Origin of the sequence: Arthrobacter sp. NPDC057009, from assembly GCF_042673905.1 — a bacterium.
Lineage (GTDB): Bacteria > Actinomycetota > Actinomycetes > Actinomycetales > Micrococcaceae > Arthrobacter.
This window is the reverse complement of record NZ_JBHUSB010000002.1, coordinates 20,096-44,823: the sequence shown is the minus strand read 5'-3', so window position 1 is coordinate 44,823 and position 24,728 is coordinate 20,096. Positions and strand designations below refer to the sequence as shown.

General features: G+C 67.0%; 23 protein-coding genes. 14 read left to right on the top strand and 9 right to left on the bottom strand.

Translation table 11 applies throughout. The features are described from left to right. Window positions 1-74: 74 nt before the first annotated feature. The 4 genes from ACFTR6_RS03375 to ACFTR6_RS03360 all read left to right on the top strand — a co-directional run bounded on the left by ACFTR6_RS03375 (window position 75) and on the right by ACFTR6_RS03360 (window position 5,058). Window positions 75-977: a LysR family transcriptional regulator gene (locus ACFTR6_RS03375; protein WP_377956883.1), complete on the top strand. Its 903-nt coding sequence runs from the start codon at window positions 75-77 to the stop codon at window positions 975-977. Window positions 978-1,140: 163 nt separating this feature from the next. Further along, a complete protein-coding gene (locus ACFTR6_RS03370; protein WP_377956882.1) occupies window positions 1,141-2,238 on the top strand; it encodes a tartrate dehydrogenase in 1,098 nt (365 codons plus the stop codon). A 161-nt stretch (window positions 2,239-2,399) separates the two neighbouring features. Beyond that, complete coding sequence (dctA, locus tag ACFTR6_RS03365; RefSeq protein WP_377956881.1) at window positions 2,400-3,896, top strand: C4-dicarboxylate transporter DctA; 1,497 nt, start codon at window positions 2,400-2,402, stop codon at window positions 3,894-3,896. 1 nt (window position 3,897) lies between these two features. Further along, entirely contained in the window at window positions 3,898-5,058 is a 1,161-nt protein-coding gene (locus tag ACFTR6_RS03360) for a glycerate kinase (protein ID WP_377956880.1), read from the top strand. Between the two features lie 52 nt (window positions 5,059-5,110). Here the strand turns inward: ACFTR6_RS03360 and ACFTR6_RS03355 are convergent, their stop codons facing one another. Both ACFTR6_RS03355 and ACFTR6_RS03350 read right to left on the bottom strand, forming a co-directional pair. Further along, window positions 5,111-5,302, bottom strand: coding sequence for a hypothetical protein (locus tag ACFTR6_RS03355; protein WP_377956879.1), 192 nt, complete (start codon window positions 5,300-5,302; stop codon window positions 5,111-5,113). A 63-nt stretch (window positions 5,303-5,365) separates the two neighbouring features. Then, window positions 5,366-5,830: a GatB/YqeY domain-containing protein gene (locus tag ACFTR6_RS03350; RefSeq protein WP_377956878.1), complete on the bottom strand. Its 465-nt coding sequence runs from the start codon at window positions 5,828-5,830 to the stop codon at window positions 5,366-5,368. Window positions 5,831-5,989: 159 nt separating this feature from the next. On the opposite strand from ACFTR6_RS03350, the gene ACFTR6_RS03345 reads away from it, so the two are divergent. From ACFTR6_RS03345 to ACFTR6_RS03330, 4 genes are all read left to right on the top strand, one after another. After that, entirely contained in the window at window positions 5,990-6,148 is a 159-nt protein-coding gene (locus ACFTR6_RS03345) for a hypothetical protein (protein WP_157365223.1), read from the top strand. Window positions 6,149-6,188: 40 nt separating this feature from the next. Next, window positions 6,189-6,953 (top strand): M50 family metallopeptidase, encoded by a 765-nt coding sequence (locus ACFTR6_RS03340; protein ID WP_377956877.1) that lies wholly within the window; start codon window positions 6,189-6,191, stop codon window positions 6,951-6,953. Window positions 6,954-6,962: 9 nt separating this feature from the next. Beyond that, window positions 6,963-8,114, top strand: a complete 1,152-nt coding sequence (locus ACFTR6_RS03335; RefSeq protein ID WP_377956876.1) for a glutathione S-transferase family protein — start codon at window positions 6,963-6,965, stop codon at window positions 8,112-8,114. Window positions 8,115-8,205: 91 nt separating this feature from the next. Beyond that, entirely contained in the window at window positions 8,206-9,252 is a 1,047-nt protein-coding gene (locus ACFTR6_RS03330) for an aromatic acid exporter family protein (RefSeq protein ID WP_377957023.1), read from the top strand. Window positions 9,253-9,255: 3 nt separating this feature from the next. On the opposite strand, the gene ACFTR6_RS03325 is transcribed toward ACFTR6_RS03330, so the two are convergent. From ACFTR6_RS03325 to ACFTR6_RS03315, 3 genes are read right to left on the bottom strand one after another with little or no spacing between them, the layout of a single operon-like run. Then, window positions 9,256-10,182, bottom strand: coding sequence for a MaoC family dehydratase (locus ACFTR6_RS03325; protein WP_377956875.1), 927 nt, complete (start codon window positions 10,180-10,182; stop codon window positions 9,256-9,258). Further along, window positions 10,179-11,513 (bottom strand): 3-oxoacyl-ACP reductase, encoded by a 1,335-nt coding sequence (locus tag ACFTR6_RS03320; protein ID WP_377956874.1) that lies wholly within the window; start codon window positions 11,511-11,513, stop codon window positions 10,179-10,181. Before ACFTR6_RS03320 ends, ACFTR6_RS03325 begins: the two co-directional genes overlap by 4 nt. Then, the gene (locus ACFTR6_RS03315) at window positions 11,506-12,858 is read right to left on the bottom strand and encodes an acetyl-CoA C-acetyltransferase (protein WP_377956873.1); all 1,353 of its coding nucleotides are present in this window, start codon (window positions 12,856-12,858) and stop codon (window positions 11,506-11,508) included. The genes ACFTR6_RS03320 and ACFTR6_RS03315 overlap by 8 nt, the downstream gene beginning before the upstream one ends. A gap of 61 nt (window positions 12,859-12,919) precedes the next feature. Between ACFTR6_RS03315 and ACFTR6_RS03310 the strand changes: the two genes are divergently transcribed. Both ACFTR6_RS03310 and ACFTR6_RS03305 read left to right on the top strand, forming a co-directional pair. Beyond that, window positions 12,920-13,606: a TetR family transcriptional regulator gene (locus ACFTR6_RS03310; RefSeq protein WP_377956872.1), complete on the top strand. Its 687-nt coding sequence runs from the start codon at window positions 12,920-12,922 to the stop codon at window positions 13,604-13,606. Window positions 13,607-13,657: 51 nt separating this feature from the next. Continuing rightward, window positions 13,658-15,754 (top strand): acyl-CoA dehydrogenase, encoded by a 2,097-nt coding sequence (locus tag ACFTR6_RS03305; RefSeq protein WP_377956871.1) that lies wholly within the window; start codon window positions 13,658-13,660, stop codon window positions 15,752-15,754. Between the two features lie 78 nt (window positions 15,755-15,832). On the opposite strand, the gene glgA is transcribed toward ACFTR6_RS03305, so the two are convergent. Continuing rightward, complete coding sequence (gene glgA / locus ACFTR6_RS03300) at window positions 15,833-17,029, bottom strand: glycogen synthase (protein WP_076802992.1); 1,197 nt, start codon at window positions 17,027-17,029, stop codon at window positions 15,833-15,835. A 99-nt stretch (window positions 17,030-17,128) separates the two neighbouring features. Between glgA and glgC the strand changes: the two genes are divergently transcribed. The 4 genes from glgC (at window position 17,129) to ACFTR6_RS03280 (ending at window position 21,264) form a co-directional block, all read left to right on the top strand. Further along, window positions 17,129-18,544 carry a glucose-1-phosphate adenylyltransferase gene (gene glgC / locus ACFTR6_RS03295; protein ID WP_377956870.1) on the top strand — a complete coding sequence of 472 codons (1,416 nt, stop codon included), beginning with the start codon at window positions 17,129-17,131 and terminating at the stop codon, window positions 18,542-18,544. 109 nt (window positions 18,545-18,653) lie between these two features. After that, a complete protein-coding gene (locus tag ACFTR6_RS03290; protein WP_377956869.1) occupies window positions 18,654-20,105 on the top strand; it encodes an SDR family NAD(P)-dependent oxidoreductase in 1,452 nt (483 codons plus the stop codon). 87 nt (window positions 20,106-20,192) lie between these two features. Next, window positions 20,193-20,684, top strand: a complete 492-nt coding sequence (locus ACFTR6_RS03285) for a pyridoxamine 5'-phosphate oxidase family protein (RefSeq protein WP_377956868.1) — start codon at window positions 20,193-20,195, stop codon at window positions 20,682-20,684. A 97-nt stretch (window positions 20,685-20,781) separates the two neighbouring features. Next, window positions 20,782-21,264: a pyridoxamine 5'-phosphate oxidase family protein gene (locus ACFTR6_RS03280; RefSeq protein WP_377956867.1), complete on the top strand. Its 483-nt coding sequence runs from the start codon at window positions 20,782-20,784 to the stop codon at window positions 21,262-21,264. A 3-nt stretch (window positions 21,265-21,267) separates the two neighbouring features. On the opposite strand, the gene ACFTR6_RS03275 is transcribed toward ACFTR6_RS03280, so the two are convergent. From ACFTR6_RS03275 to ACFTR6_RS03265, 3 genes are read right to left on the bottom strand one after another with little or no spacing between them, the layout of a single operon-like run. Next, window positions 21,268-22,119 (bottom strand): transglutaminase domain-containing protein, encoded by an 852-nt coding sequence (locus ACFTR6_RS03275; RefSeq protein WP_377956866.1) that lies wholly within the window; start codon window positions 22,117-22,119, stop codon window positions 21,268-21,270. Beyond that, window positions 22,116-23,042 (bottom strand): alpha-E domain-containing protein, encoded by a 927-nt coding sequence (locus ACFTR6_RS03270; protein ID WP_076803004.1) that lies wholly within the window; start codon window positions 23,040-23,042, stop codon window positions 22,116-22,118. The genes ACFTR6_RS03275 and ACFTR6_RS03270 overlap by 4 nt, the downstream gene beginning before the upstream one ends. After that, window positions 23,035-24,630, bottom strand: coding sequence for a circularly permuted type 2 ATP-grasp protein (locus ACFTR6_RS03265; RefSeq protein WP_377956864.1), 1,596 nt, complete (start codon window positions 24,628-24,630; stop codon window positions 23,035-23,037). Before ACFTR6_RS03265 ends, ACFTR6_RS03270 begins: the two co-directional genes overlap by 8 nt. Window positions 24,631-24,728 lie beyond the last annotated feature (98 nt).

Here is a 24,728-nt window from a genome sequence, read left to right as displayed (position 1 = left end):
GGAGACCAGGCCCCCTGAAGCCTTGCAGGACCGTGTCCGGGGCGACGAGGAACCGTACCGGTAAAGGAGCCAGCGTGGACACGCGGAAGCTGAAGTATTTTCTGGCCGTGGTGGACCACGACGGATTCAACCGCGCCGCGGAACACCTCCTTATTGCACAGCCGTCCCTGTCCCAGACCATTGCCAGCCTGGAGAAGGACCTGGGCGTGCCCCTGTTCCACCGCATCGGCCGAAGGGCCGTCCTCAGCGAAGCGGGGAAGGAACTCGTGGGCCCGGCCCGCCTGGTCATGCGGGACCTGGACGCCGCCCAGTCCGCAGTGCAGGCACTGCGCGGCGTCCGGAGCGGCCGGCTGGACATCACCACCATGCCCTCCCCCGGCATCGAACCGCTCACCTCGATGATTGCCGCCTTCACCGGCTTGCATCCGGAGGTCCGCCTCAACGTAAGCGCGGCCTTCACGCCTGAGGAGGTCATTGAATCAGTGCGCACCGGCAGCACCGAGATTGGTCTGGCTGGATCATCCAGCCCCATCCGGGTTCCGGGGGTCAACGTCCTGGATCTTGAACGCCAGCCGTTGATCCTCATCATCAACCCGCGGGCGGACACGTTCCCTGCGGGTGCCACCCTTCAGCGTGAGGATTTGGGCGGCCACCGGCTGATCGCCAGCCAGCGCGGATCACTGATGCGCTGGCTCGTGGATGATGCCCTGGCCCACGGCGTCGAAGTCGAAATCGTCGTTGAAGTCGCGCACCGGACGTCCATCCTGCCCCTGGTGCTGGCTGGGGTCGGCCACGCGGTCATGCCTTCCTCGTGGGCTCCGACCGCCCACAAGGCCGGACTCCGCACGGCGCAGATCGAGCCGGTCTCCCACCTGGATGTGGCCATTCTGAGCAGGAAGGAGGGCCTAACACCGGCTGCGAGCGCGTTCCTGAAGGTTGCGGAACGGCATGCCTCGCAGGAGGCGGGCATTGCCTGACCTCGCTCGACCAACCGCCGCTCATAGGCTGAGCCTATTTACCGGATTGAATCTTGGTCTTGGACGCATGAACCGGCTGTGGCCTCTACTTGAAGAGGAAGAAAACAGTGTGATCGCGATAACAGGAACGCACTGCCAGAACACTCAACGAGGAGACAGTCACATGACCGCCACCCAGAAATTCAGCATCGCATCCATCCCCGCAGACGGCGTGGGCAAGGAAGTCGTCGCCGCAGGCCGCCGCGTCCTGGACGCCCTAGCTGAGAACGCCAACGGCAAGTTCGCCTTCGACTGGACCGAGTTCCCCTGGGGCTGCGGATACTACGAGAAGACCGGCCAGATGATGGACCCCAAGGGACTGGACGCGCTCAAGGACTTTGACGCCATCTACTTCGGCGCCGTCGGCTGGGAGAACGTGCCGGACCACGTGAGCCTGTGGGGCCTGCGCCTGAACATCACGCAGAACTTCGACCAGTGGGCCAACATCCGCCCGGTCAAGTTCCTGCCCGGCGTACAGTCTCCGCTCCGCAAGGCAGACAACACCGAGCTCGACTGGATCGTGGTCCGCGAAAACAGCGAAGGCGAGTACGCGGGCCTGGGCGGCCGCAACCTCAGCGGCCGCGGCCCGGGCAACGAGGTGGCCCTGCAGACGGCGCTGTTCACCGAAAAGGGCTGCGAGCGCATCATGCGGTTCGCCTTCGACCTCGCCCGCACCCGCACCGTCAAGAAGGTCTCCTCGGTCACGAAGTCCAACGCCCAGCAGTACGGCATGGTCCTCTGGGACGAAACCTTCCAGCGTGTCGCCCTCGACTACCCCGACGTCCAGACCGAAAGTGTCCTGGTGGACGCCATGAGCGCCAAGTTCATCCTCAAGCCCGAGGACCTCTCCGTGGTGGTCGCCTCCAACCTGAACGCCGACATCCTCTCCGACCTCGGCTCGGCCCTCGCCGGCAGCCTCGGCCTGGCCGCCAGCGCCAACCTGAACCCGGAGCGCCGCTTCCCGTCCATGTTCGAACCGGTGCACGGCTCCGCCCCGGACATCGCCGGCAAGGGCATCAGCAACCCGATCGGTGCCATCGCCAGCGCAGCCCTCATGCTGGACCACTTCGGCCTGCACGAGGAAGCCCGCCGCGTCGAGGCCGCGATCGAAGCAGCCACCGGCTCCGGCCACCTGACCCGCGACGTCGGAGGCGACTCCAACACTGAAGACGTCACCGGGGCGATTATCGACGCACTCACCCTCGCGCCTGCCGCCGTCTAGTTCCAACTTTTCCGCGGAGGCCCCTTCCTAAGCGGGTCCCCAGGGCCCCGACGCGAGCGTGCGAGCGTTGGGAAGGGACCTCCGCGGGCGGCCTGACCGCCGCCGTCGAACATCCACCCATCAGACTTGATCCAAAGAAATTCCACAATGAGGTAGGAATCATGGAACACATCACCACCGGCCACGCGGCGCCGGCACCCAAGACGCGCTGGTACCGGCAACTGTACTTCTGGGTCCTGACCGCCATCGTTGTCGGCATCCTCGTTGGCTGGCTGACCCCGAGTGTGGGCATCGCCATGGAACCCATCGGCACCACATTCGTCGACGCGATGAAGATGCTGATCGGCCCCATCGTCTTCCTCACCATCGTCGGCGGCATCGCCAGCGTCGCCGACCTGAAAAAGGTGGGAATGACGGGCCTGAAGGCCCTCACCTACTTCCAGATCGGCACCATCTGCGCCATGGTCTTCGGCCTGGTGGCCATCAACCTGTTCCGTCTCGGCGACGGGGTCAACGCCGACGCCAGCAAGATCGAAACCTCCGAATCCGCCGCCAAGCTGATCGACGCCGGCCAGCACCAGGAATGGTGGGAATTCCTGACCCACATCATCCCCGAAAGCATGGTGGCACCCTTCGTTGAGGGCAACATCCTGCAGATCATCTTCATCGCCGTCGTCTTCGGCATCGCCCTGAACGCCATGGGCAAGGTCGGCGCCCCCGTGCTCGAGGGCGTGCAGCGCCTCACCGGCGTGATGTTCAAAATCCTGAGCTTCATCATGAAAGCTGCCCCGGTGGGTGCCTTCGGCGCCATGGCCTACGCCGTGGGCAAGTTCGGCGTCTCCTCTCTGACCAGCATGGGCGGACTGATCGCCCTGTTCTACATCACCTCCATCCTGTTCGTAGTGGTGGTCCTCGGCTCGATCATGGCCTTCCTGAAGCTGAATATCTTCAAGATGATCCGCCACCTCAAAGAGGAATACATGCTCATCCTGGGCACCTCCACTGCAGAACCTGCCCTGCCGGGCCTCATGCGCAAGCTCGAGCACGCCGGCGTCAAGAAGGAAACCGTGGGCCTGGTCGTCCCCACCGGGTACAGCTTCAACCTCGACGGCGCCGCCATCTACCTCTCCCTCGCCGCCCTCTACATCGCCCAGGCCACCAACACCGACCTGAGCATCGGCCAGCAGCTGGGCCTGCTCGCCGTCATGCTCCTGACCTCCAAGGGCGCAGCAGGCGTCGCCGGCGGTGGCTTCATCGCACTCACCGCCACGCTCACCACCCTGGGCACCATCCCGGCCGCCGGCATCATGCTGATCTTCGGCATCGACAAGTTCATGTCCGAATGCCGGGCCATCGTCAACTTCACCGGCAACGCCGTGGCCACGCTGTTCATCGCCTGGTGGGACCGCACCCTCGACGCCGACCGCGTCCGCCGGGTCTTCAACGGCGAAACCGTCGAACCGATGCCCACCGAAGACCCGGTCCACCTGGACGAAGTCACCGACATCGACGACGACCTCACCGAATACGGCCACCACGGCCCCAAGCACCCCGCCGCGGAAGAAGACCCAAGGCAGGACCCGGCACCCCGGCACGCCGCCGACGCCGTTCCCCCCACTCCCGCTGAGCGCCGCCCCGCCTACTCGGAATCCGTCTGACATGAACAACACCACCGCCCCGAAAACCCTCCGGACCCTGATCGCGCCCGACAAGTTCAAAGGCAGCCTCACCGCCGCTGAAGTTGCCGACGCCCTGGCCGCCGGGCTTCGTTCAGCACCCGACTTGTCCGGCCGTGCCGGGACGGTGCACTGCGAGCTCCTTCCCCTCGCGGACGGAGGTGACGGCAGCGTCGACGCCGCCGTCGCCTCCGGCTTCACCCGCCACACCGTCACCGTCACCGGCCCCACAGGCCGGCCGGTCCAGGCGGGCATAGCGTTCGACGGCGTGACGGCAGTTGTGGAGGTAGCGAACACCTGCGGGCTGGCACTTCTCCCGCAAGGCAGGCTGGAACCGCTGGACGCATCGAGCCGCGGATTCGGCGAAGCGGTTCTGTTCGCGCTCAGCCTTCGCCCTGCAGAGATCGTCCTGGCCCTCGGCGGCAGTTCCAGCACGGACGGCGGAGTGGGCATGCTCGGCGCACTGGGTTACCGCTTCCTGGACGCGGCGGGCGGAGAGCTCTCCGGCAGCGGGCGGGACCTCGCAAAGATCCGCTCGGTCCGGCATTCGCCCCTTCCGGAACTCGCCGGCATCGAGCTCGTGGCCGCCAGCGATGTCCGCAACCCCCTGACCGGACCGGATGGTGCCGCCGCGGTGTTCGGTCCCCAAAAGGGCGCAGGTCCCCGGGAAGTCGCGGACCTGGACAGCGGCCTGGAGAACCTGATCGCCATGATGGAGGACTCCGGAGTGGCCAATGCCAGGGGCTTTGCGCGACACGAGGGAGCGGGCAGCGCGGGCGGCATCGGCTACGCCTGCCTGCTGCTCGGAGCGAAACAGGTCTCCGGCGCCGACTACTTCCTGGACCTGCTGGACTTCGATCACCGCAAGGACAGCTGCGACGTCGTCATCACCGGCGAAGGCAGCATCGATGAACAGACCCTGGCCGGCAAACTTCCGGCGGCCGTCGCCAGGAGGTCCGCTGGCCGGCCGATCATCGCGGTGGCCGGGAGGTCCCTGCTCCCCAGGGAACGCTGGTCGGAGATGGACCTGGCCCGGATCTATGCCCTGGCGGATTACACGGACCGGGACTCGTCCAGGGACCCCGGGTTGTCCGCCGCACTGCTCGGGGAAATCGGCCGGGATATAGCAACCGGCTTCCAGTAGCGACAAGGACATGAAGAAAGGCTCCGCACCGGCGGCGCCTTTCTTCGTGTGCTTACGCGTTCTCGCGGATGCGGTCTTTCTCACCGGCTTCCTGCAGCCGGGCGAGGTAGGCCCACATCCTGGATTCCTCTGCCTGCACCTGGGGATCAGGGGTCTCGGCCGGCTTTGATTCCGGGCGTCCCTCGGCTTCCCTGGCCGCTTCTTTCCTGTAATTCCGCCATCCCTCACACGATGAATAGCACATCACCGACCTCCTAACAGTGGGTGTACCTCAATCGTCCTCCCATTGCCGGTGGCTGTCGATCAGTCAGGCGAGCCGCTGACGGACGATGTCACTCACTGCCTTGCCGTCGAAGCGGCCTGCCACCCGCGCGGTCACTGGCTTCATCACAGCGCCCATGTGCCGCACCGACAATTCCGTGCCCTCCGCCCGCAGGCCCTCGATGACGTCGTCGACGATGCTTTCCACCTCGGCAGCGGTGAGAGCCTTCGGCAGGTACGCCTCAATGACCTCCGCCTCGGCGATCTCCGCGGCTGCCCGTTCCGTTTCGCCGGCTTCCGTATAGATGCGGGCGGTGTCGCGCCGCTTTGCCGCCTCCTTCTGCAGCAGTGCCGTCACCTGCGCGTCGTCCAGTTCGACAGGTGTCTTCCCGGACTTTTCTCGGGTCTCGATCTCGCCCAGGACGCTGCGCACGGTGCCCAGGGCCACCTTGTTGTGCTCTTTCAGGTGTGCAACGACGTCGCCATGCAGGCGTTCCTTCAGCGTTGTCATGGTGTCCTTCTCTCGCAAGGGGGTGCACTTCCATCGTGGACCAGCCGGAGCGGTACTGCCTAGGTTCCGGCACTGACTCGAGCCGCGTACCGTCCGGGATCACGGTGTTGCCGCGTGTCCTTCTCCGCTGCACGCGGAGTTCGCACATATGTTCTATGTATGGAAGAGGAACATCCGGGTGAACTTGCCGGGCAGATGTCAATCAATGAGCTCCTTGTCGCGATGGGCGAAGCCCCCGTGGAAAGCATGCTGGATCTGGTGGTTCCGGACGACGCGTCAGCCCTGACGGAGGATCCGCCGCCACTGCCAGGGCTGTGATCCGCATGCAAAGGGATGTGCCCCTGTAGCCTTGATTCCTATGGTTTATCTGCAAGTCCCCGGTCCGTCGCTGCCCGAACAATGGTGGGACCGGGTGGCTGCCGGATTCACTCAGACCGCTGTTCCCTCGGTTTCCGTCACCGAGCTCCTGGCCGTGGTGCTCATCGCGGCCGTATTGTCCGTTCCCCGCGCCACCTGGCGCTATTTCGGCCTGCTGGCCACGGTGACCCATGAACTGGGACACGCCTTCGCTGCCCTGACCAGCGGCCAGCGGCTGGGCGGCATCCGCCTGCAGCTGAATCACGGCGGCACCACCACGTCCTACACCCGGGGCCGCGCCGCCGCGGTGTGGTCCGGCTTCTGGGGCTATCCTGTTCCAGGTGTGACCGGCGCCGCACTGGTATGGGCCGGCTTCAGCGGCTGGGGGCCGGCCGCCATGTCCGCCGGGCTGCTGGTCCTGCTGGCATCGCTGATCTTCATCCGCAACGTGGCCGGCGTGCTGATCCTCCTGGCGGCAGTGTTGGGAGTCGCGGCGATGATCATCAATGTGCCCGCCGCGTTCACCGGCCATGTGGCCATCATCCTGGGCCTTGCGCTCCTTGTGGCTGCCGTCCGGGACCTGTTCAAGCTCACCAACGTCCACCTCCGCCGCCGCGACCAGCTCCGCTCCTCGGACGCCTACATCCTCTACCGCGCCACAGCCGTGCCGTCCGGCGTCTGGATCGCGCTGTTCTCCCTGGTGGTCGCGGCCTGCTGGATAGTTGCCTGGCAGCCAATGTCGCAGGTCTTCGGCGCGGCAACATAGTGTGGACCCATGAGTGAGAAGACCAGCACAGTCGAAGCACACAGCAGGGGACGCCATGCCGGGGAACCGAGCAGCACCGAACTGCACGCCGCGGAACCGCGCAGCAAGGACCAAGCAGGCGCGGATCCACACAGCACAAAAGGCGCCTACGTCACCGGCGGCGAGTTCACCCGGGACACCAACTACATCGAGGACCGCATCACCCGGGACGGTACGCCCGGGCCAAACGGTGAACCGGGCTGGCCGGTTGAAGCGGGCCGCTACCGGCTGATAGCCGCGCGGGCGTGCCCCTGGGCCAACCGCACCATCATCGTCCGCCGCCTCCTGGGACTCGAGGACGTCATCAGCCTCGGCCAGCCCGGCCCCACCCACGATGCCAGGTCCTGGACCTTTGACCTGGATCCGGACGGGAAGGACCCGGTACTTGGCATCGAGCGGCTGCAGGACGCCTACTTCAGCCGATTCCCTGACTACCCCCGCGGCATCACGGTTCCTGCAGTGGTGGACGTCGCCAGCGGTGCAGTGGTGACCAACAACTATCCCCAGATCACGCTGGACTTCTCCACGGAATGGACCGAATTTCACCGGCCGGGCGCGCCGCAGCTCTACCCGGAGCACCTGCGCGAGGAAATCGACACCGTCAACAAGCGCGTCTTCACCGAGGTCAACAACGGTGTCTACAGGTGCGGCTTCGCCGGGTCGCAGGAGGCCTACGATGCTGCATATGCGCGGCTCTGGAACGCCATGGACTGGCTCGAGGAACGGCTCGCCGGCCAAAGATACCTGGTGGGTGACACCATCACTGAAGCCGATGTCCGGCTCTTCACCACGCTGGCGCGCTTCGACGCCGTGTACCACGGCCATTTCAAGTGCAACCGGAACAAGCTCAGCGAAATGCCGGCCCTGTGGGCCTACGCACGGGACCTGTTCCAGACGCCCGGCTTCGGGGACACCATTGACTTCGTGCAGATCAAGCAGCACTACTACATCGTTCATGAGGACATTAACCCCACACAGATCGTCCCGGCGGGCCCGGAGCTGTCAGGCTGGCTCACCGCGCACGGGCGGGAGTCCCTGGGCGGCAGCCCCTTCGGTGAGGGAACTCCGCCGGGGCCGGTGAAGGCCGGCGAGGAAGTGGCTGCCGGGCACGGGGCCGCCTAACCCGGCCATGACTGATAACAAGGCCGACATGGCCGAAGAAAAGACCGCACGCCGTTCCTGGCCGCGGAGGTTCTGGCGGTCCTGGTCAGCCATGGTTGCCCGCGCCCTCGCCGCGCCGCGCCTGCAGCTGGCCGCCAAGGCAGGGCTGGCGGCCGGCATCGCTTTCTGGGTGGCGCCCCTCATGCCCGGAGCGGCCGCCCAGTATGCGTACTACGCGCCGCTCGGCGCGCTGGTGGTCATGTACGAGAACGTATCGGGCTCGATGCGGCAGGGAGTCCAGACCCTGGTGGGGCTGGGAGCGGGCATCGGCCTGGCTTTCCTGCTCTTCAGCTTCGGCGCCACGCCGGTGTCAGTGGCTCTGGTGATGGCGCTAGGAGTGCTCCTGGCCGGACTTCCGCGCCTGGGCGCGGGCCGGGACTGGATTCCGACGGCGGCACTCCTGGTGCTGCTGGTAGGCAGGCAGAACCCGGACGATTTCTCCTTTGGCTACCTGCTGCAGATGGGCGTGGGCGTGGTGGTCGGCGTCGCCGTCAACCTGCTGGTGTTTCCGCCCCTGCACTTCAACGCCGCCGCACTGAGCCTCGCGGAGCTGCGGCTTTCGCTTGCACGCCAGCTGCAGGACATGGGGGCGGCGATGCATGAAAAATGGCCGCCCGAACACGAGGACTGGTCGCGCCGCTCCGAGGACCTGGCCCGGTCCGCCCGTTCGGTCCGGGCGGCTGTGGAGAAGGCGGACGCCAGCAGGGCTGCCAACCCGCGGCGCCGGTTCCACCCGCGGGATGTGGACCGGGACTACCGGACCGTCCGGGAACTGGAGCAGATCACCTTCCATATCCAGGACATGACGGAGGTGCTTGCCGACGTCATCTGGAACGAGGACATGCCCTTCACCATCCCGCTCCCCTACAGTGAACCCCTGGCGGAGGCCCTTTTTGCCGTGGGCGAGGTGCTCCGCTCGGAAGAGGAGGACGACGCCGAGAGGCAGGTCGAGCTGTATCAGGCAGCCCGCACTGCGGTCGCCTCCCTCGAGGACCGCACGGCCTCCGAAGAGGCAGAGGCGGGCGCGCCGAGTGCCGCAGGATCAATCCTGCTCAGCCTGCACCGCATCCTCCGCGTCGCAAAGCCCGCCGGCAAGTAACGCCTACAGCGCCGCCACCGACCCGCCGAAGTGCTTACGGCCGGACCGCGGATTCCAGGCAACGTAATCGGACCGCAGCCAGCCGCCGTCACCGGACTCCGCCGTCGAAATGTCCAGTGCCACCCGTGCGGGCAGGAAGACCGGGGCCTCAAACCCGACCTCCCAGCGGAAGCTGTCGCCCTTGACCGAGCCCACATCCGCCAGTGCCCTCGACGCCAGGTACATGCCGTGGGCAATGGACCGGCGCAGGCCCAGGGCCTTGGCGGACAACACGCTCAGGTGGATCGGGTTGAAGTCCCCTGACACGGCGGCGTACGCGCGGCCGGCGTCGACTCCAAGCTGCCAGAGCGCGGTGGGGTCCGGCGCCGAGAAGCCCTGGGGAGCGGCCGGTGCCGAGGCCTTGTCGATGCCCGGCAGGAACACCCCCTTGGCAAGATAGGTGGACACGCCGCACCAGCATGCTGCGTCTTCACCTGGAGTGCCGTCACCTGCGGCGCGGACCTCCACCGCGATATCCACCTGGGTTCCCGCGCGGTGCGCCCGGAGGGCCTCGGCTCTGGCGACTATGTCCAGCGGTTCGGTGAAAGTGACCGGCCTCCGGTACTCAACCACGTTCCGCAGATGGAGCATCCCGAGCAGCGGCAGCGGAAAGTCGTCGCGGCTCATGACGCTCATGGCCACCGGGAACGCCAGCGCATGGATGAACCCGGCCGGCAGCACGTCGCTGGCGGTCTCGCCCAACAGGTGCTGGTATGCCGTGAGGTTTTCGACGTCGGGACGGACTTCCCGGACTTCGTGGCTGACGGCAGGCAGTACGGCGGTGGTGTGCGCGCCCAGGATCCTGCGCCGGGCGGCTATGGCCGCCGCGTTTACATAGAGCTTTGAGAGCGATGGCATCTCCCCCAGGATGAGGGGCTGGGTACCGGTCATGCCCCCACCAGGTTTTGTCCGCATACCCTGAGCACCTCTCCGGAAATGCCGCCGGCCGAATCGCCCGCGAGGAAGGAAATGGCCTCGGCAACGTCGCCCGGCTGCCCGCCCTGCTGCAGGGAATTCAGCCGCCGGGCGATCTCCCGGGTGGCGAAGGGAATCCGTGCCGTCATCTCGGTCTCAATGAAACCGGGTGCCACGGCATTGATCGAACCGCCATACGGGGCCAGCAGCGGCGCGGTGGCCCGGACCATGCCCATGACCCCGCCCTTGGACGCTGCATAGTTCGTTTGCCCGCGGTTGCCGGCTATGCCGCTCGTGGAGGCCACCGAGACGATGCGCGGTGCGGAGCGGAAGTGCTCGGACGCCAGGAGCGCCTCATTGATTCGCAGCTGGGCTGCGATGTTCACCTCAATCACCGAACCCCACCGGGACTGGTCCATGTTGACGAGAAGCTTGTCCCGGGTGATGCCGGCGTTGTGCACCACGATGTCGAGGCGGCCATGGCGGTGCACCGCGTGATCGATGATCCGCTGCCCTGCATTATCGCGCGTGATATCCAGCTGCAGCGCGGTGCCGCGGACCTCGTTGGCGACTTCGGCCAGGTGGTCCCCGGCCGCGGGAACGTCCACCGCCACAATGGTGGCGCCGTCACGGTGCAGTGTCCGGGCAATGGCCGCGCCGATCCCACGGGCCGCACCGGTCACCACCGCGACTTTCCCGGCGTGCGGTGCCTCGGCGTCGTCGGGCAGGCTGCCTCCGCCGGAACTGATCCGGACGAACTGGCCGTCCACGAACGCCGACCGGGCGGAGAGGAAGAAGCGCAGCGCACCCAGCGTCGAGGGCGCTGTGGGACTGACCTCTTCCCCCAGGAGGATGCCGTTGCCGGTGGCTCCGGCACGCAGTTCCTTGGCGAGGGAGCGCAGCAGCCCGTCGACGCCTTGCCGGGCGGCTGCCGTGGCCGGGGTACCGCCGGGCGCGCGCGAGACGGTCACCACCCGGCCGCCGGGGGCAAGGTCGCGAAGCGACGGCGCGATGGCCAGGACCGGCTGCTCCAGGTCGCCGGGCGCCGTGAGGGTGTCGAGGACCAGCACGATTCCGCCCAGCTTTTCCTTGGGAACAGCGTGGCGGCGGACATCGAGCCCCCATGCAAGCAGCGCCGTCGCGATCCCGTCGGCACCCGCTCCGGAGCCGCCCACCAGGAGGGGTCCTTCGATCAGGGGCTGGCCAGGCCGGTAGCGCCGGAGCTCGGCCGGCTGCGGCAGGCCGAGCTTGCGGGCCAGATCGCGTCCGAGGCCATGGTTAACCAGCCGTGCATAGGTGTCAGTCATGGATGTCCCCCGGGGTGGTTCCGTCCGTGTACGCCTCGAGCAACGCAACGACGCCCTGCCCGCCGGCGGCGCAGATGGACACGAGACCCAATGCGGGACGTCCTCCCGCCGTGCCCTTCTCATGCAGCATTTTGGCGAGAGTGGCCACGATGCGTCCGCCCGTGGCAGCGAACGGGTGCCCGGCCGCCAGGGATGATCCGTTGACGTTCAGCCGGGACCGGTCGACCTTGCCGAAGGCACCGTCCAGACCGAGGCGCTCGCGGCCGAACTTCTCGTCCTCCCAGGCGGCGAGTGCGCTCAATACCGTCCCGGCAAAGGCTTCGTGGATTTCGAAGAAGTCGATGTCATCAAGGGTCAGTCCGTTGCGTGCCAGGAGGCGCGGGACGGCGAACACCGGGGCCATGAGCAGCCCGTCCTTGCCGTGGACGAAGTCCACGGCGGCCGCCTCGCCGTCCAGAACGGTAGCGAGCTTGGGCAGGTCGTGCCCGTCGGCCCATTCCTCCGAGGCGAGCAGCACCGTGGAGGCGCCGTCCGTCAGCGGGGTGGAGTTGCCGGCCGTCATGGTGGCTTCCGAGCCGAGGTTCCGGCCGAAGACGGGCTTGAGGGACGCCAGCTTCTCCAGGCTGGTGTCTGGCCGCAGGTTTGAGTCCCGGGTGAGCCCGCGGTACGGCGTCAGGAGGTCATCGAAGAATCCGGCCTCATAGGCCGCTGCGAGGTTCCGGTGGCTGTTAAGGGCGAGCTCGTCCTGGGCCTCGCGGGAAATGTTCCACTGGGCGGTGGTCAGGGCCTGGTGCTCACCCATCGACAGGCCGGTCCGGGGCTCGCCGGTGTTCGGCGCATCCGGGGCCAGGTCCTTGGGGCGCAGGCGGGCAAGGATCTGCAGGCGCTGCGGCAGTGTCTTGGCGCGGCTGAGGTCCAAGAGCACCTCGCGGAGACCTTCACTGACGGCGATCGGAGCGTCGGAGGCGGAGTCCACGCCGCCCGCGATGGCGGAGTCCACCTGGCCGAGTTTGATCTTGTTGGCAAGGCCCAGCACCGTTTCCAGACCCGTGGCGCAGGCCTGCTGCAGGTCATAGGCGGGAGTTTCCGGCGATAGCGCCGAGCCCAGGACTGCCTCGCGCGTCAGGTTGAAGTCCCGGGAGTGCTTCAGCACCGCGCCTGCGGCCACTTCGCCGATGCGCTCCTCCTGCAGGCCGAAGCGCGCGATCAGCCCGTCCAATGCTGCGGTGAGCATGTCCTGGTTGGACGACTTGGTGTAGGCGCCGCCGGTCCGGGCGAACGGGATCCTGTTGCCGCCGACCACCACGGCTTTCCGCACGGTTTGGGGCTGTCCATCCACGGGCATGAGCTATCTCCTTCGATCCGGCTGGTTATCGATACCCAGCGTACCTGATACGCTGGGTATCATGAACTTGATTCCTCCTGCCGCGTCCCCGGGCTCCTCCCCAGAACCTGTGGACGGCCGCGCCTCGCGGTGGCACCTGCACCGGGAAGAACGCCGGCGGGAGCTGATCAAGGCCGCCCGGCGGGCAGTTCATGCACTGGGCAGCGACGCGTCCATGGAGGACATCGCGGCGGCGGCCGGAACGTCGAAGTCAGTGTTCTACCGGTACTTCGGCGACAAGGCCGGCCTGCAGCAGGCGGTGGGGGAAGTGGTGCTGGGACACATGCAGCAGCGCATCAGGGAAGCGGCCCAAAGCGCGCAGACGCCCCGGGAGGGCCTGCTCGCCATGGTCTCGGCCTACCTCCAGATGGCCGAAACCAGCCCCAACGTCTACACGTTCGTGACCCGGTACTCGGCTGTGGAGTCCGACGGCGGCCCCACCTCAATCACGACGGGCGGCGCCCTGGGGCACTTCTTTGACGCCATCGCCGACATGATCGCCACCCCCATGCGGCACCACCTCGGCGAAGGCAAGGAGTCGGTCATCGGCTACTGGCCGAATGCCGCCATCGGCCTGGTCCGCAACGCCGGCGAGCAGTGGCTGGCCAGTCCGGACTCCCCCGCCAAGCCGGACCAGGAAACCATGGCCCGGCAGATCACCGACTGGCTGTGCGTCGGCATTGCGCCGGAACTCAAGGACGCCCAATAGCACCGAACCTGCCAGAGCCAACGATGGACCGGCACCAACGAAGGGATTGACATGACTGAAGTAGCGGACCGCCCGGCGGGCACCACCACCCCTGCGTCGGCGTCCCGGGCGGCAGGCCCATTGCCCGCCGTCGACCTGCCCGCCGTCGACGTCGCGGCCCTCGGTGAGCTGCTCCTGGGCAACTGGGCCGACGTCCGCCGGCAGGCGCGTGACATCGCGGCACGCGAGGAGCTCCACAAGCCGGAAGGGCTTCCCCACACGGAGCACCGGGAACGCACCTTCGGGCAACTGAAGCTGCTCGTGGACAGCGGCGCCGTGCACCGCGCTTTCCCGGCCAGGTTCGGCGGCTCCGACGACCATGGCGGCAACATCGCCGGCTTTGAGGAACTGGTCACCGCAGATCCGTCCCTGCAGATCAAGGCCGGTGTCCAGTGGGGTCTGTTCGGTTCCGCCGTGATGCACCTCGGCACGGAGGAGCACCACGAGAGGTGGCTGCCGGGCATCATGACCCTGGACATCCCGGGCTGTTTCGCTATGACCGAGACCGGGCACGGTTCCGACGTCGCCAGCATCGCCACCACGGCAACCTATGATCCGGACGCGCAGAAGTTCGTGATCCATACCCCCTTCCGTGCCGCCTGGAAGGACTACATCGGCAACGCCGCCATCGACGGCCTCAGCGCCGTGGTCTTCGCCCAGCTGGTCACGCGCGGGGTGAACCACGGCGTGCACGCGTTCTACGTGGACCTGCGTGATCCCGCCACCAAGGAGTTCCTGCCGGGAATAGGCGGCGAGGACGACGGCGTGAAGGGCGGGCTCAACGGCATTGACAACGGCCGGCTGCACTTTGACCATGTCCGGGTCCCCCGGACCAACCTGCTCAACCGCTACGGCGACGTCGACCCCGACGGCAACTACACCTCGCCCATCGCCAGCCCCGGGCGCCGTTTCTTCACCATGCTCGGCACGCTGGTACAGGGCCGGGTGAGCCTGGACGGCGCCGCCGTGGCCGCATCGAAGCTCGCACTCAAGACGGCCATCACGTACGCAACGGAACGCCGGCAGTTCAACGCCTCGTCCCCCGTCGAGGAGGAGGTGCTGCTGGACTACCAGAGGCACCAGCGCCGGCTCTTCACCCGGCTGGCCACCACCTACGCGGCCGGCTTTGCTCACGAACAGCTGCTGGAAAAGCTGGACGACGTCTTCTCCGGCACCCACGACTCCGACGAGGACCGCCAGGACCTGGAAACCCTGGCCGCTGCATTGAAGCCGCTGAGCACCTGGCACGCACTGGACACCCTGCAGGAATGCCGCGAAGCCTGCGGCGGCGCCGGTTTCCTGATCGAAAACCGCTTCGCCTCGCTGCGCGCCGACCTCGACGTCTATGTGACCTTCGAGGGCGACAACACCGTGCTGCTGCAGCTCGTGGCCAAGCGGCTGCTGGCCGACTACGCCAAGGAGTTCCGCAGTGCCACGTTCGGCGTGCTGGCCCGGTACGTGGTCAACCAGGCCGCAGGTACGGCTGTGCACCGGACCGGCCTGCGCCAGGTGGCCCAGTTCGTGGCTGACAACGGCTCCGTCCAAAAGGCCGCCATCGCCCTCCGCGACGAGGAAAGCCAGCGCGCACTGCTCACCGACCGCGTCCAGACGATGGTTGCCGAGGCCGCCTCCGCCCTCAGGGGAGCCGGCCGGCTGCCCCAGCGCGAGGCGTCGGCCCTCTTCAATCAGCACCAGGACGAGCTCATCGATGCCGCCAGGGCACACGCCGAACTCCTGCAGTGGGAGGCCTTCACCGAGGCCCTGGGCAAGGTTGCGGATCCGGGCACCAGGACGGTGCTGACCTGGCTCCGCGACCTGTTCGGGCTGTCCCTCATCGAGAACAACCTTTCGTGGTACCTGATGAACGGCAGGCTCTCGATGCAGCGGGCCAGGACGGTGGGCGGCTACATCAACCGGCTGCTGGTCAAACTCCGCCCGCATGCCCTCGACCTCGTGGACGCCTTCGGCTACGGCCCCGCCCACCTGCGCGCCGCCATCGCCACCGGCGCCGAGAAGGTCCGGCAGGACGAGGCACGCGAGTACTACCGGGTGCAGCGGGCCAGCGGAACGGCGCCCGTACCGGAGAAGTCACTCCCGCAGCGGCGGTAATCCCCAACCGCCAGCTAAAAAGTCCGACGGCGGGCCCTCCCAAGGAGGGTCCCGCCGTCGGGCGTTAATCAGGTGATGCTAGTTGAGGACTGAACGGTAGACGTCAAGCGTGGTCTGGGTGATCGACTCCCAGGAGAAGTGCTCCTCGGCACGCTTGCGGCCGGCCTGGCCCATGGCACGGGCCCGTGCCGGGTCCGACACAACCTCCGTCAGGGCCGCAGCGAACTCGCTGACGAACTTCTCCGGATCCAGCGGAGTGCCGGTCCCGTCGGTCACCTGTTCGAGCTCCACCAGCAGGCCGGTCTCGCCGTGGTTGACCACCTCGGGGATGCCGCCGGTGGCGCTGGCCACTACGGCGGCGCCGCAGGCCATTGCCTCAAGGTTCACGATGCCCAGCGGTTCGTAGATGGACGGGCAGGCGAAAACGGTGGCGTGGCTGAGGACCTGGATCAGCTCATTACGGGGAAGCATTCGCTCGATCAGCACCACGCCACTGCGCTGGCTCTGCAGCTCCTCGATCAGCCGGGCGGTCTCTGCTGCGAGTTCGGGGGTGTCCGCTGCGCCAAGGCAGAGGACCAGCTGCACGTCCGCGGGAAGCTTGGCGGCCGCCCGCAGCAGGTACGGGACACCCTTCTGCCGGGTGTTGCGGCCGACGAACACCACGCTGGGGCGGGCGGGGTCGATGCCGAGGGCGCGGATGGCGTCGTCGTTCTCGTCGCGGTTCCACAGGCTCACGTCGATGCCGTTGTGCACCACCTTGACCTTGGCCGGGTCAACCTCGGGATAGCTGCGCAGGATGTCCTGGCGCATGCCCTCGGACACGGCGATGATGGCGGCCGCGGCCTCATATGCGGTTTTCTCCACCCACGAGGACAGGGCGTAGCCGCCGCCCAGCTGCTCAGCCTTCCACGGCCGCAGCGGTTCCAGGCTGTGGGCGCTGAGCACGTGCGGAATGCCGTGCAGCAAGGACGCCAGGTGGCCGGCCATGTTGGCGTACCACGTGTGCGAATGCACCAGATCCGCTCCGGCAACGTCAGGGACGATGCGCAGGTCCACGCCGAGGGTCTGCACGGCGGCGTTTGCTGCCCCCAGGTCCTCGGGCACCGAGTAGGAGGTCACGGCCGCGCCATGGTAGTCGGCATCGCGGGGCGCACCAAAGGCACGCACCTGCAGGTCGACATGTTTGGCCAGGACCCGGCTCAGCTCGGCAACGTGGACACCCGCGCCGCCGTAGATTTCGGGCGGAAACTCTTTAGTCACAATGTCTATTCGCACGTTACCCAAGGTAGTCGTTACGGTTGAACTGTTCTAGTGTGAAGAAAGTCCGGACAAACCGGATTTTTTGGGGAGATACGAAGGCGTACAGGAGCGATCATGCCGTCAACAAAGAAAGTCCTCGCCATTGTCCTCGCAGGGGGCGAGGGAAACCGACTGATGCCGCTGACGGCAGACAGGGCCAAACCTGCTGTGCCCTTCGCCGGCAGTTACCGGCTCATCGATTTCGCGCTGTCCAACCTCGTGAACTCCCGCTACCTCCAGATCGTGGTCCTGACGCAGTACAAGTCGCACAGCCTTGACCGCCACATTTCCGAGACTTGGCGCATGTCCACCCAGCTCGGCAACTACGTCGCTTCCGTTCCGGCCCAGCAGCGTGTGGGCAAGAGCTGGTTCCTGGGCAGCGCCAACGCGATCTACCAGTCCCTGAACCTGATCCACGACGCGAACCCGGACATCGTCGTCGTGGTGGGCGCAGACCACGTGTACCGCATGGACTTCTTCCAGATGGTCGAACAGCACGTCAAGAGCGGCGCCAAGGCCACCGTGGCCGCCGTCCGCCAGCCCCTGAACATGGCCAACCAGTTCGGCGTCATCGAGGTGGACCCCGAAGATCCGCAGAAGATTGCCGCGTTCGTGGAGAAGCCCGCGTCCACTCCCGGCCTGGCCGCGGACCCCACCCAGTTCCTCGCCTCCATGGGCAACTACGTCTTCGACGCCGACGCCCTGGTGGATGCGCTCCACGTGGACGCCGAACGCCTCGACACCAAGCACGACATGGGCGGGGACATCATCCCCTACTTCGTCAACCAGGGGCAGGCCGGCGTCTACGACTTCACCCTCAACGACATCCCCGGCTCCACCGAGCGGGACCGGACGTACTGGCGCGATGTGGGGACCATCGATTCCTTCTACGAAGCGCACATGGACCTGATCTCGCCGCTGCCGGTGTTCAACCTGTACAACTCCGAATGGCCGATCTACACCCGCCAGAGCATTTCCCCGCCCGCCAAGTTCGTCCGCGGTGACAACAACACCGTGGGCACGGCCCTGGATTCCATCGTCGCCAGCGGTGTGGTCATCTCCGGCGGCGTCGTGGAGGGCTCAGTGCTCTCCAACGATGTCTACGTCGGCACCGCCAGCCGGGTCATCGACTCAGTACTGATGGACAAGGTGCACATCGGCGAAGGTGCAGTGGTGCGCCGGGCCATCATCGACAAGAACGTCAAGGTCCCCGCCGGTGCCGCCATTGGCCTGGATCCGGACTTGGACCGGGCACGTGGCTTCAAGGTGACGGAATCCGGCATCACGGTGCTCTCCAAGTACCAGGCCGTTCCCGAGCCGGACGAAGCCGAACGTGCACTGTCCGCGGCGAACCTGCACCTGGTGCCCGAGGGGATCAAGGCCGCCACCGAACACTTCCCGGATGCCCGCAGCTCCGTGGAGCAGGTGGGCAAGGTTCATGCCGCGGCTGTCGGTGCGGACTCCCCGTCCCAGCATTCCGCCGGTTCCTGACCCGGGTTCCATCGCGGACCGGTAGCCGGCAGCTGCGGGTTCCGCCAGCTGCCGGCTCCGCTGACTTCCGAGGCAGGCCTGACGCTCCACAGGCTGTAAAATCAGACCAATGAGCTCCGCCGATCTGACGCCTGAAGAGATTCAGGCCTGCCTCAAGGTTTTGAACACCATCCACGTCTATGACGAGGAGCACCCCGACTACGTGTCGGTGCGCCGCGCCACCGGCAAGATGTTCAAAGCGGTCAAGCGGCACCGCCGCGTCACCAAGCGCGACCAGATCGCCGAAGCCGACCGCGCCGTCATTGCCCTCACCGCCACCGCCGCACCCGACCGGATCGACGACGAGACGCGCGGCAACAAGCTCGCCCCTTCCGCCACGGGGAACATCGCCGGCCACCTCATCAGGTCCCGGCCCTGCTACATCTGCAAGCAGCACTACACACAAGTGGACGCCTTCTACCACCAGCTGTGCCCCGAATGTGCGGCGTTCAGCCATTCCAAGCGGGATGCCCGCACCGACCTCACCGGCCGGCGTGCGCTCCTGACCGGCGGCCGTGCCAAGATCGGCATGTACATCGCCCTGCGGCTGCTGCGCGACGGCGCGCACACCACCATCACTACGCGCTTCCCCAAGGATGCCGCGCGCCGGTTCGCCGCCATGGAGGACAGCGGGGACTGGCTGCACCGGCTGAAGATTGTCGGCATCGACCTCCGCGACCCCTCCCAGGTCATGGCCCTCACCGATGACCTCAACGCCGCCGGGCCGCTGGACATCATCATCAACAACGCTGCCCAGACAGTGCGCCGCTCCGGCAACGCCTACAAGCCGCTGGTGGATGCCGAGGATGAGCCGCTCCCCGCAGCCCTGCAGGCAGCCAACGGGGGCCCGGAGCTGGTCACCTTTGGCCACGCCCACGACAAGCACCCGCTCGCCATCGCCAGCAGCGTCACGGAGCACCCGGTCCTGGCCGGGGACGCTGTCACGTCCCTTGCCCTGTCCACTGGCTCGGCGTCTCTGGAGCGGATCGCGGCCGGCACAGCCATCGACGCCGGCGGACTGGTCCCGGACCTCGCCACCATCAACAGCTGGACGCAGGTGGTGGACGAGGTGGACCCGCTGGAGATGCTCGAGGTGCAGCTGTGCAACGTCACCGCACCGTTCCTGCTGGTCAGCCGGCTGCGCGACGCCATGAAACGGTCCACCGCGCGGCGCAAGTACATCGTCAACGTCTCCGCCATGGAGGGCCAGTTCTCACGGGCCTACAAGGGACCCGGACACCCGCACACCAACATGGCCAAGGCTGCGCTGAACATGATGACCCGGACCAGTGCTCAGGAAATGCTGGAAACGGACGGCATCCTCATGACCGCCGTCGACACCGGCTGGATCACCGACGAACGCCCGCACTACACCAAAGTCCGGCTCATGGAAGAAGGCTTCCACGCGCCCCTGGACCTGGTGGACGGCGCAGCGCGGGTCTACGACCCCATCGTCATGGGCGAAAACGGCGAAGACCAGTACGGGGTGTTCCTGAAGGACTACAAGCCCAGCCCCTGGTAGCGGCCCCAGCGGCACCCCGCGGCCGTTCTGTACCTCGCCGCGTGTCATGGACTCCCGGCTGCCCCCATGGTTTCGTAGCATGGGTCCATGACTAGCGCATCACAGGACAGGACATCACAGGACCGCGCTCCGCAGGACGGAAAACTCAGCTTCGACGAGTGCTGGGACCTGCTGGCCGCTTCGGTGGTCGGCAGGCTCGCCATTATCGTGGACGGGCATCCGGAGATTTTTCCCGTCAATTTCGTCATCGAACGGCGCAGCATCATGTTCCGCACCGGGGGCGGGACCAAGCTGTGGGAAACCGCCAGGGAATCCGCGGCTGCGTTCGAGATTGACGGCTACGATGCGGGCACGCAGGAGGCGTGGAGCGTGACGGCACGCGGCACCACCTCCGTCGTGGACAGTGATGTGGAGCAGGCCGCGGCGGACGCACTGGGCCTGGAACCGTGGGAGCCCGGCGAGAAGTCCCACTATGTCCGCCTGACACCCCAGGTGCTGACGGGCCGCCGCTTCAAAGTTGCTGCCCCGCACATCTGGAGCACCAGGCTGGAGGACCAGCGCAGGGCGTCGTTCGAGTAGCGGGCTGCCGAGGCCGCTTGCCGGCTTGCCGGCAGATTCAGCCCGGCGGATTCTTCACTCTTTGAAGCCCGCAGCATGCCAGCGTAGGCTCTGGTCCATGACGAACGTGCAGCCCACTGACGCTTCCCAACATTCCGTCGAGCACCTCGACTCCGGCCAGTGCTGGGCCCTGCTCCGGCAGGTCTCCGTGGGCCGGCTGGCCGTGTGGGTTGATGACCACCCCGACATCTTCCCGCTCAACTACACCGTTGACCACGGCACCCTGGTGTTCCGAACCGGGGAAGGCACCAAGCTCGGCGGCGCTCTCGGGGAAGCCCCGGTGGCACTGGAAGCCGACGGCGTTGACGCCGATTCCGGAATGGCCTGGAGCGTGGTGGTCAAAGGCAAGGCGGCAGCCCTCAAGGGCACCGAGGAGATCCTGGATTCCGCGTCCCTGTTCCTGTTCCCGTGGCAGGCAGGGCAGAAGGACCACTTCGTCCGCATCACACCGGACTCGGTCACCGGCAGGCGGTTCAAGGTCACCCCGCCGCTCACCTGGTGGACCCAGCTCAGCGGCGCGGTTAAGTCCTCGCCGGAGTAAGCCTCAGGCCAGGCGGGTGATCTCCACGCTCACGCTCAAGTTGGAGCCTCCGCCGCCGGACAGGATGCCCTTCAGCGGCGGTACGTCCCGGTAGTCGCGGCCACGGGCCACCGTCACATGGAAGTCGCCCGCCGGCTTGTGGTTGGTCGGGTCCCAGCTGCGCCACTCGCCGTCCCACCATTCCAACCACGCGTGGGACTGACCGGCCACCGTCTCGCCGATGTCCGCCGTCGAACGCGGATGCAGGTAGCCCGAGACATACCGGGCCGGGATGCCGCAGCTGCGCAGGGCGCCAATGGCGAGGTGGGCCAGGTCCTGGCACACGCCCTGGCGCTGTGTCCAGGCTTCCTCGGCGTTGGTGGTCACGCCCGTGGTGCCCTTCATGTAGGTCATTTCGCCGCGCATCCAGTCGAAGATCGCCATTGCCGCCTCGTGCGGATTCTTGCCCTTGACCACGCCGGGGAGAAGGCCAAGGACTTCCTCCCCAGGGCCGGTCAGCTGTGACTGCGGCACCCAGTCGCTGAACTGGTTGAGTGTCTCCGGGGAGGCGAGGTCGTCCCAGCCCACAATGTCGGCCTCGGAGGGAACCCGAACCACCCGGTGGACCTCCACCGTGGTGGTGGAAAGCACTTCCAGGCTTTCGTGCGGCACCTGCATGTCGAACGCGGTGACCTTGGTGCCCCAGTAGTCCCGGTAGTTGCTGACGGCCGCCTGTGACGGCGTGACCTTCATGGAGGACTCCAGCACCACCTGCTGGGGGTCCGTCAGGGGGGTCATGCGGGCCTCGTTGTAGGAGAGCGTGACGCGCCGCTTGTACTTGTAGCCGGTCCGGTGGACGATGCTCAGCCGGGTCATGAAACTTCTCCCACCCAGGCCAGTTCATCCGCCTGATTGAAGTACTTACGGGAAATGGCGTCCGACGCCTGCGCAACGGCCTTCTGCACGCGCTCCATGTGCTCCGGCAGTTCGGACATGAGGTCGTCGGTGCGGTGGAACTCCAGGAAGGTGCGCGCCTGGCCCACGATCCGGCGGGCGTCGTTGATGAAGCCGACGCGCTGCGCCGTGGGGTCCAGCTTGGCCAGGCAATCGTCCGCGTCGCGCAGGGCGTAGACGATGGAGCGCGGAAAGAGCCGGTCCAGCAGGAGGAACTCGGCCGCGTGCTGGTCGCCGAAGGCGGCACGCCGGGTCCGCAGGAAGGATTCGTAGGCGCCGGCGCAGCGGAGCATGTTCACCCAGGACATGCCTGCGGAGAGGACATCACGGGTGGAGAGCATCCGGGCGGTCATGTCGGCCCGCTCCAGCGAACGGCCCAGCGCCAGGAAGAGCCAGCTGTCGTCGTGGCTGACCGTGGTGTCGGCCAGGCCGCTGACCATCGCTGTCCGCTCGAGCACCCAATGGCAGAAGCGGTAGGTGCCCACCACGTCCTTGCGGTGCTGGTTCAGCCCGTAGTAGGTGGTGTTCAGGCTTTCCCACAGGCCGGACGAGACCGTCTCACGGGCGCGCCGGGCGTTCTCCCGGGCAGCACCGAGGGACCCCGCAATGGAGGTGGCGCTGTGCTTGTCATAGGCGAGGGCGTGGAGCAGTTCCTCCAGCCCGAAGTCCTCGCTCTGCGGGCGCGCGCCCATGACTCCCAGGAGTTCACGGGCCACGCTGCGCCGCTCCTCCGTGGGGAGGTGGTTCAGGCGCTCCAGGTGGACGTCGAGGATGCGGGCGGTGCCGTCGGCCCGCTCAACATAGCGGCCGATCCAGAACAGCGACTCGGCAATTCGGCTAAGCATTCGCGGGTACCTCCTGCGGGTCAGAAATCTGCTGCTGCTGCTGTTCCGACTGCCGGTCGCGCCAGTTGCTCTCGACCGGCCACACGGAGACCCGCTCGCGGACGGTAACGGACTGCCGCGGCACCCGTTCCACCGGCACCTGCGGGGAACCGGCCAGCACCCAGGTGTCCTTCGAACCGCCGCCCTGGCTGGAATTAACGATCAGCGACCCCTCCTTCAGGGCTACGCGGGTCAGCCCGCCGGGCAGCACCCAGACGTCGTCGCCGTCGTTGACCGCGAACGGCCGGAGGTCGACGTGCCGGGGGCCGAACTTGTCACCGCTGAGCGTGGGCACGGTGGAGAGCTGCAGCACAGGCTGGGCGATCCAGCCGCGGGGATCGGCGATGATGCGCTTGCGCAGCGCGTCCAGCTCGTCCTTGGACGCGTCCGGGCCGATCACCAGGCCCTTGCCGCCGGAGCCGTCCACGGGCTTGACCACGAGTTCGTCCAGCCGGTCCAGGACGTGCTCACGGGCCTCGCTCTCCTCCAGCCGGAAGGTGTCCACGTTGGCGATCACCGGTTCCTCACCCAGGTAGTAGCGGATCAGGTCCGGAACGTAGCTGTAGACGAGCTTGTCGTCCGCCACGCCGTTGCCCACCGCGTTGGCGATGGTGACGCCGCCGGCGCGGGCGGCATTGACCAGTCCGGGGCAGCCGAGCATGGAGTCGGAGCGGAACTGCAGGGGGTCGAGGAAGTCGTCGTCGATCCGCTTGTAGATGACGTCCACGCGCTGTTCGCCTGCGGTGGTGCGCATGTACACGCGGTTGCCGCGGCAGATGAGGTCACGGCCCTCCACGAGCTCCACGCCCATGAGGCCTGCCAGCAGGGTGTGCTCGAAGTAGGCGCTGTTGAACACGCCGGGGGTCAGCACCACCACCGTGGGGTCGTCCACGCCCGACGGCGCCGTCTTGCGCAGGGCGGACAGCAGCCGTCGCGGGTACTCCTCCACCGGCCGGATGGGCTGCTGGCCGAACGCTTCCGGCAGGCCCTTCGCCATGGCCCGGCGGTTCTCCAGCACGTAGCTCACACCGGACGGCACACGGACGTTGTCCTCCAGGACCCGGAACGTCCCCGCGGCGTCGCGCACCACGTCGATGCCGGAGATGTGCACGCGCACCCCACCGGCAGGTTCGAAGCCGTGCACGGCACGGTGGAAATGTGCGCTGGTGGTGATCAGCTGGCGCGGGATCACGCCGTCGGACACCACCGTCATCTTGTCGTAGACGTCGTTCAGGAAGGCCTCAAGGGCGCGGACCCGCTGGGCGACGCCGCGCTCCAGCACGTCCCATTCGCTGGCGGGGATGACGCGCGGGACGATGTCCAGCGGAAACGGCCGCTCCTCCCCCGCGAAGTCAAAGGTCACGCCTCGGTCCAGGAACGTCCTCGCCATCGAGTCCGCCCGCGCGCTGACGTCCGCCAGGGACAGCTGCCGCAGGGCGCCCGCAACCTGGCCATACGACTGGCGTGCCTTTTGCCCGGGGGCAAACATCTCGTCGTAGGCGCCGGTGCGGCCGGCGGCCTCGGAGTAATCCTGGAATAGGTCAGACATGGGCAATAGCCAACCACCTTTTTGTTGCGAATTCATTTCCCGTTCCGCCCTGGCGTGTTGGCGGGACTCCCGGTTGGTCTTTGGCGCCGGCGTCCGGC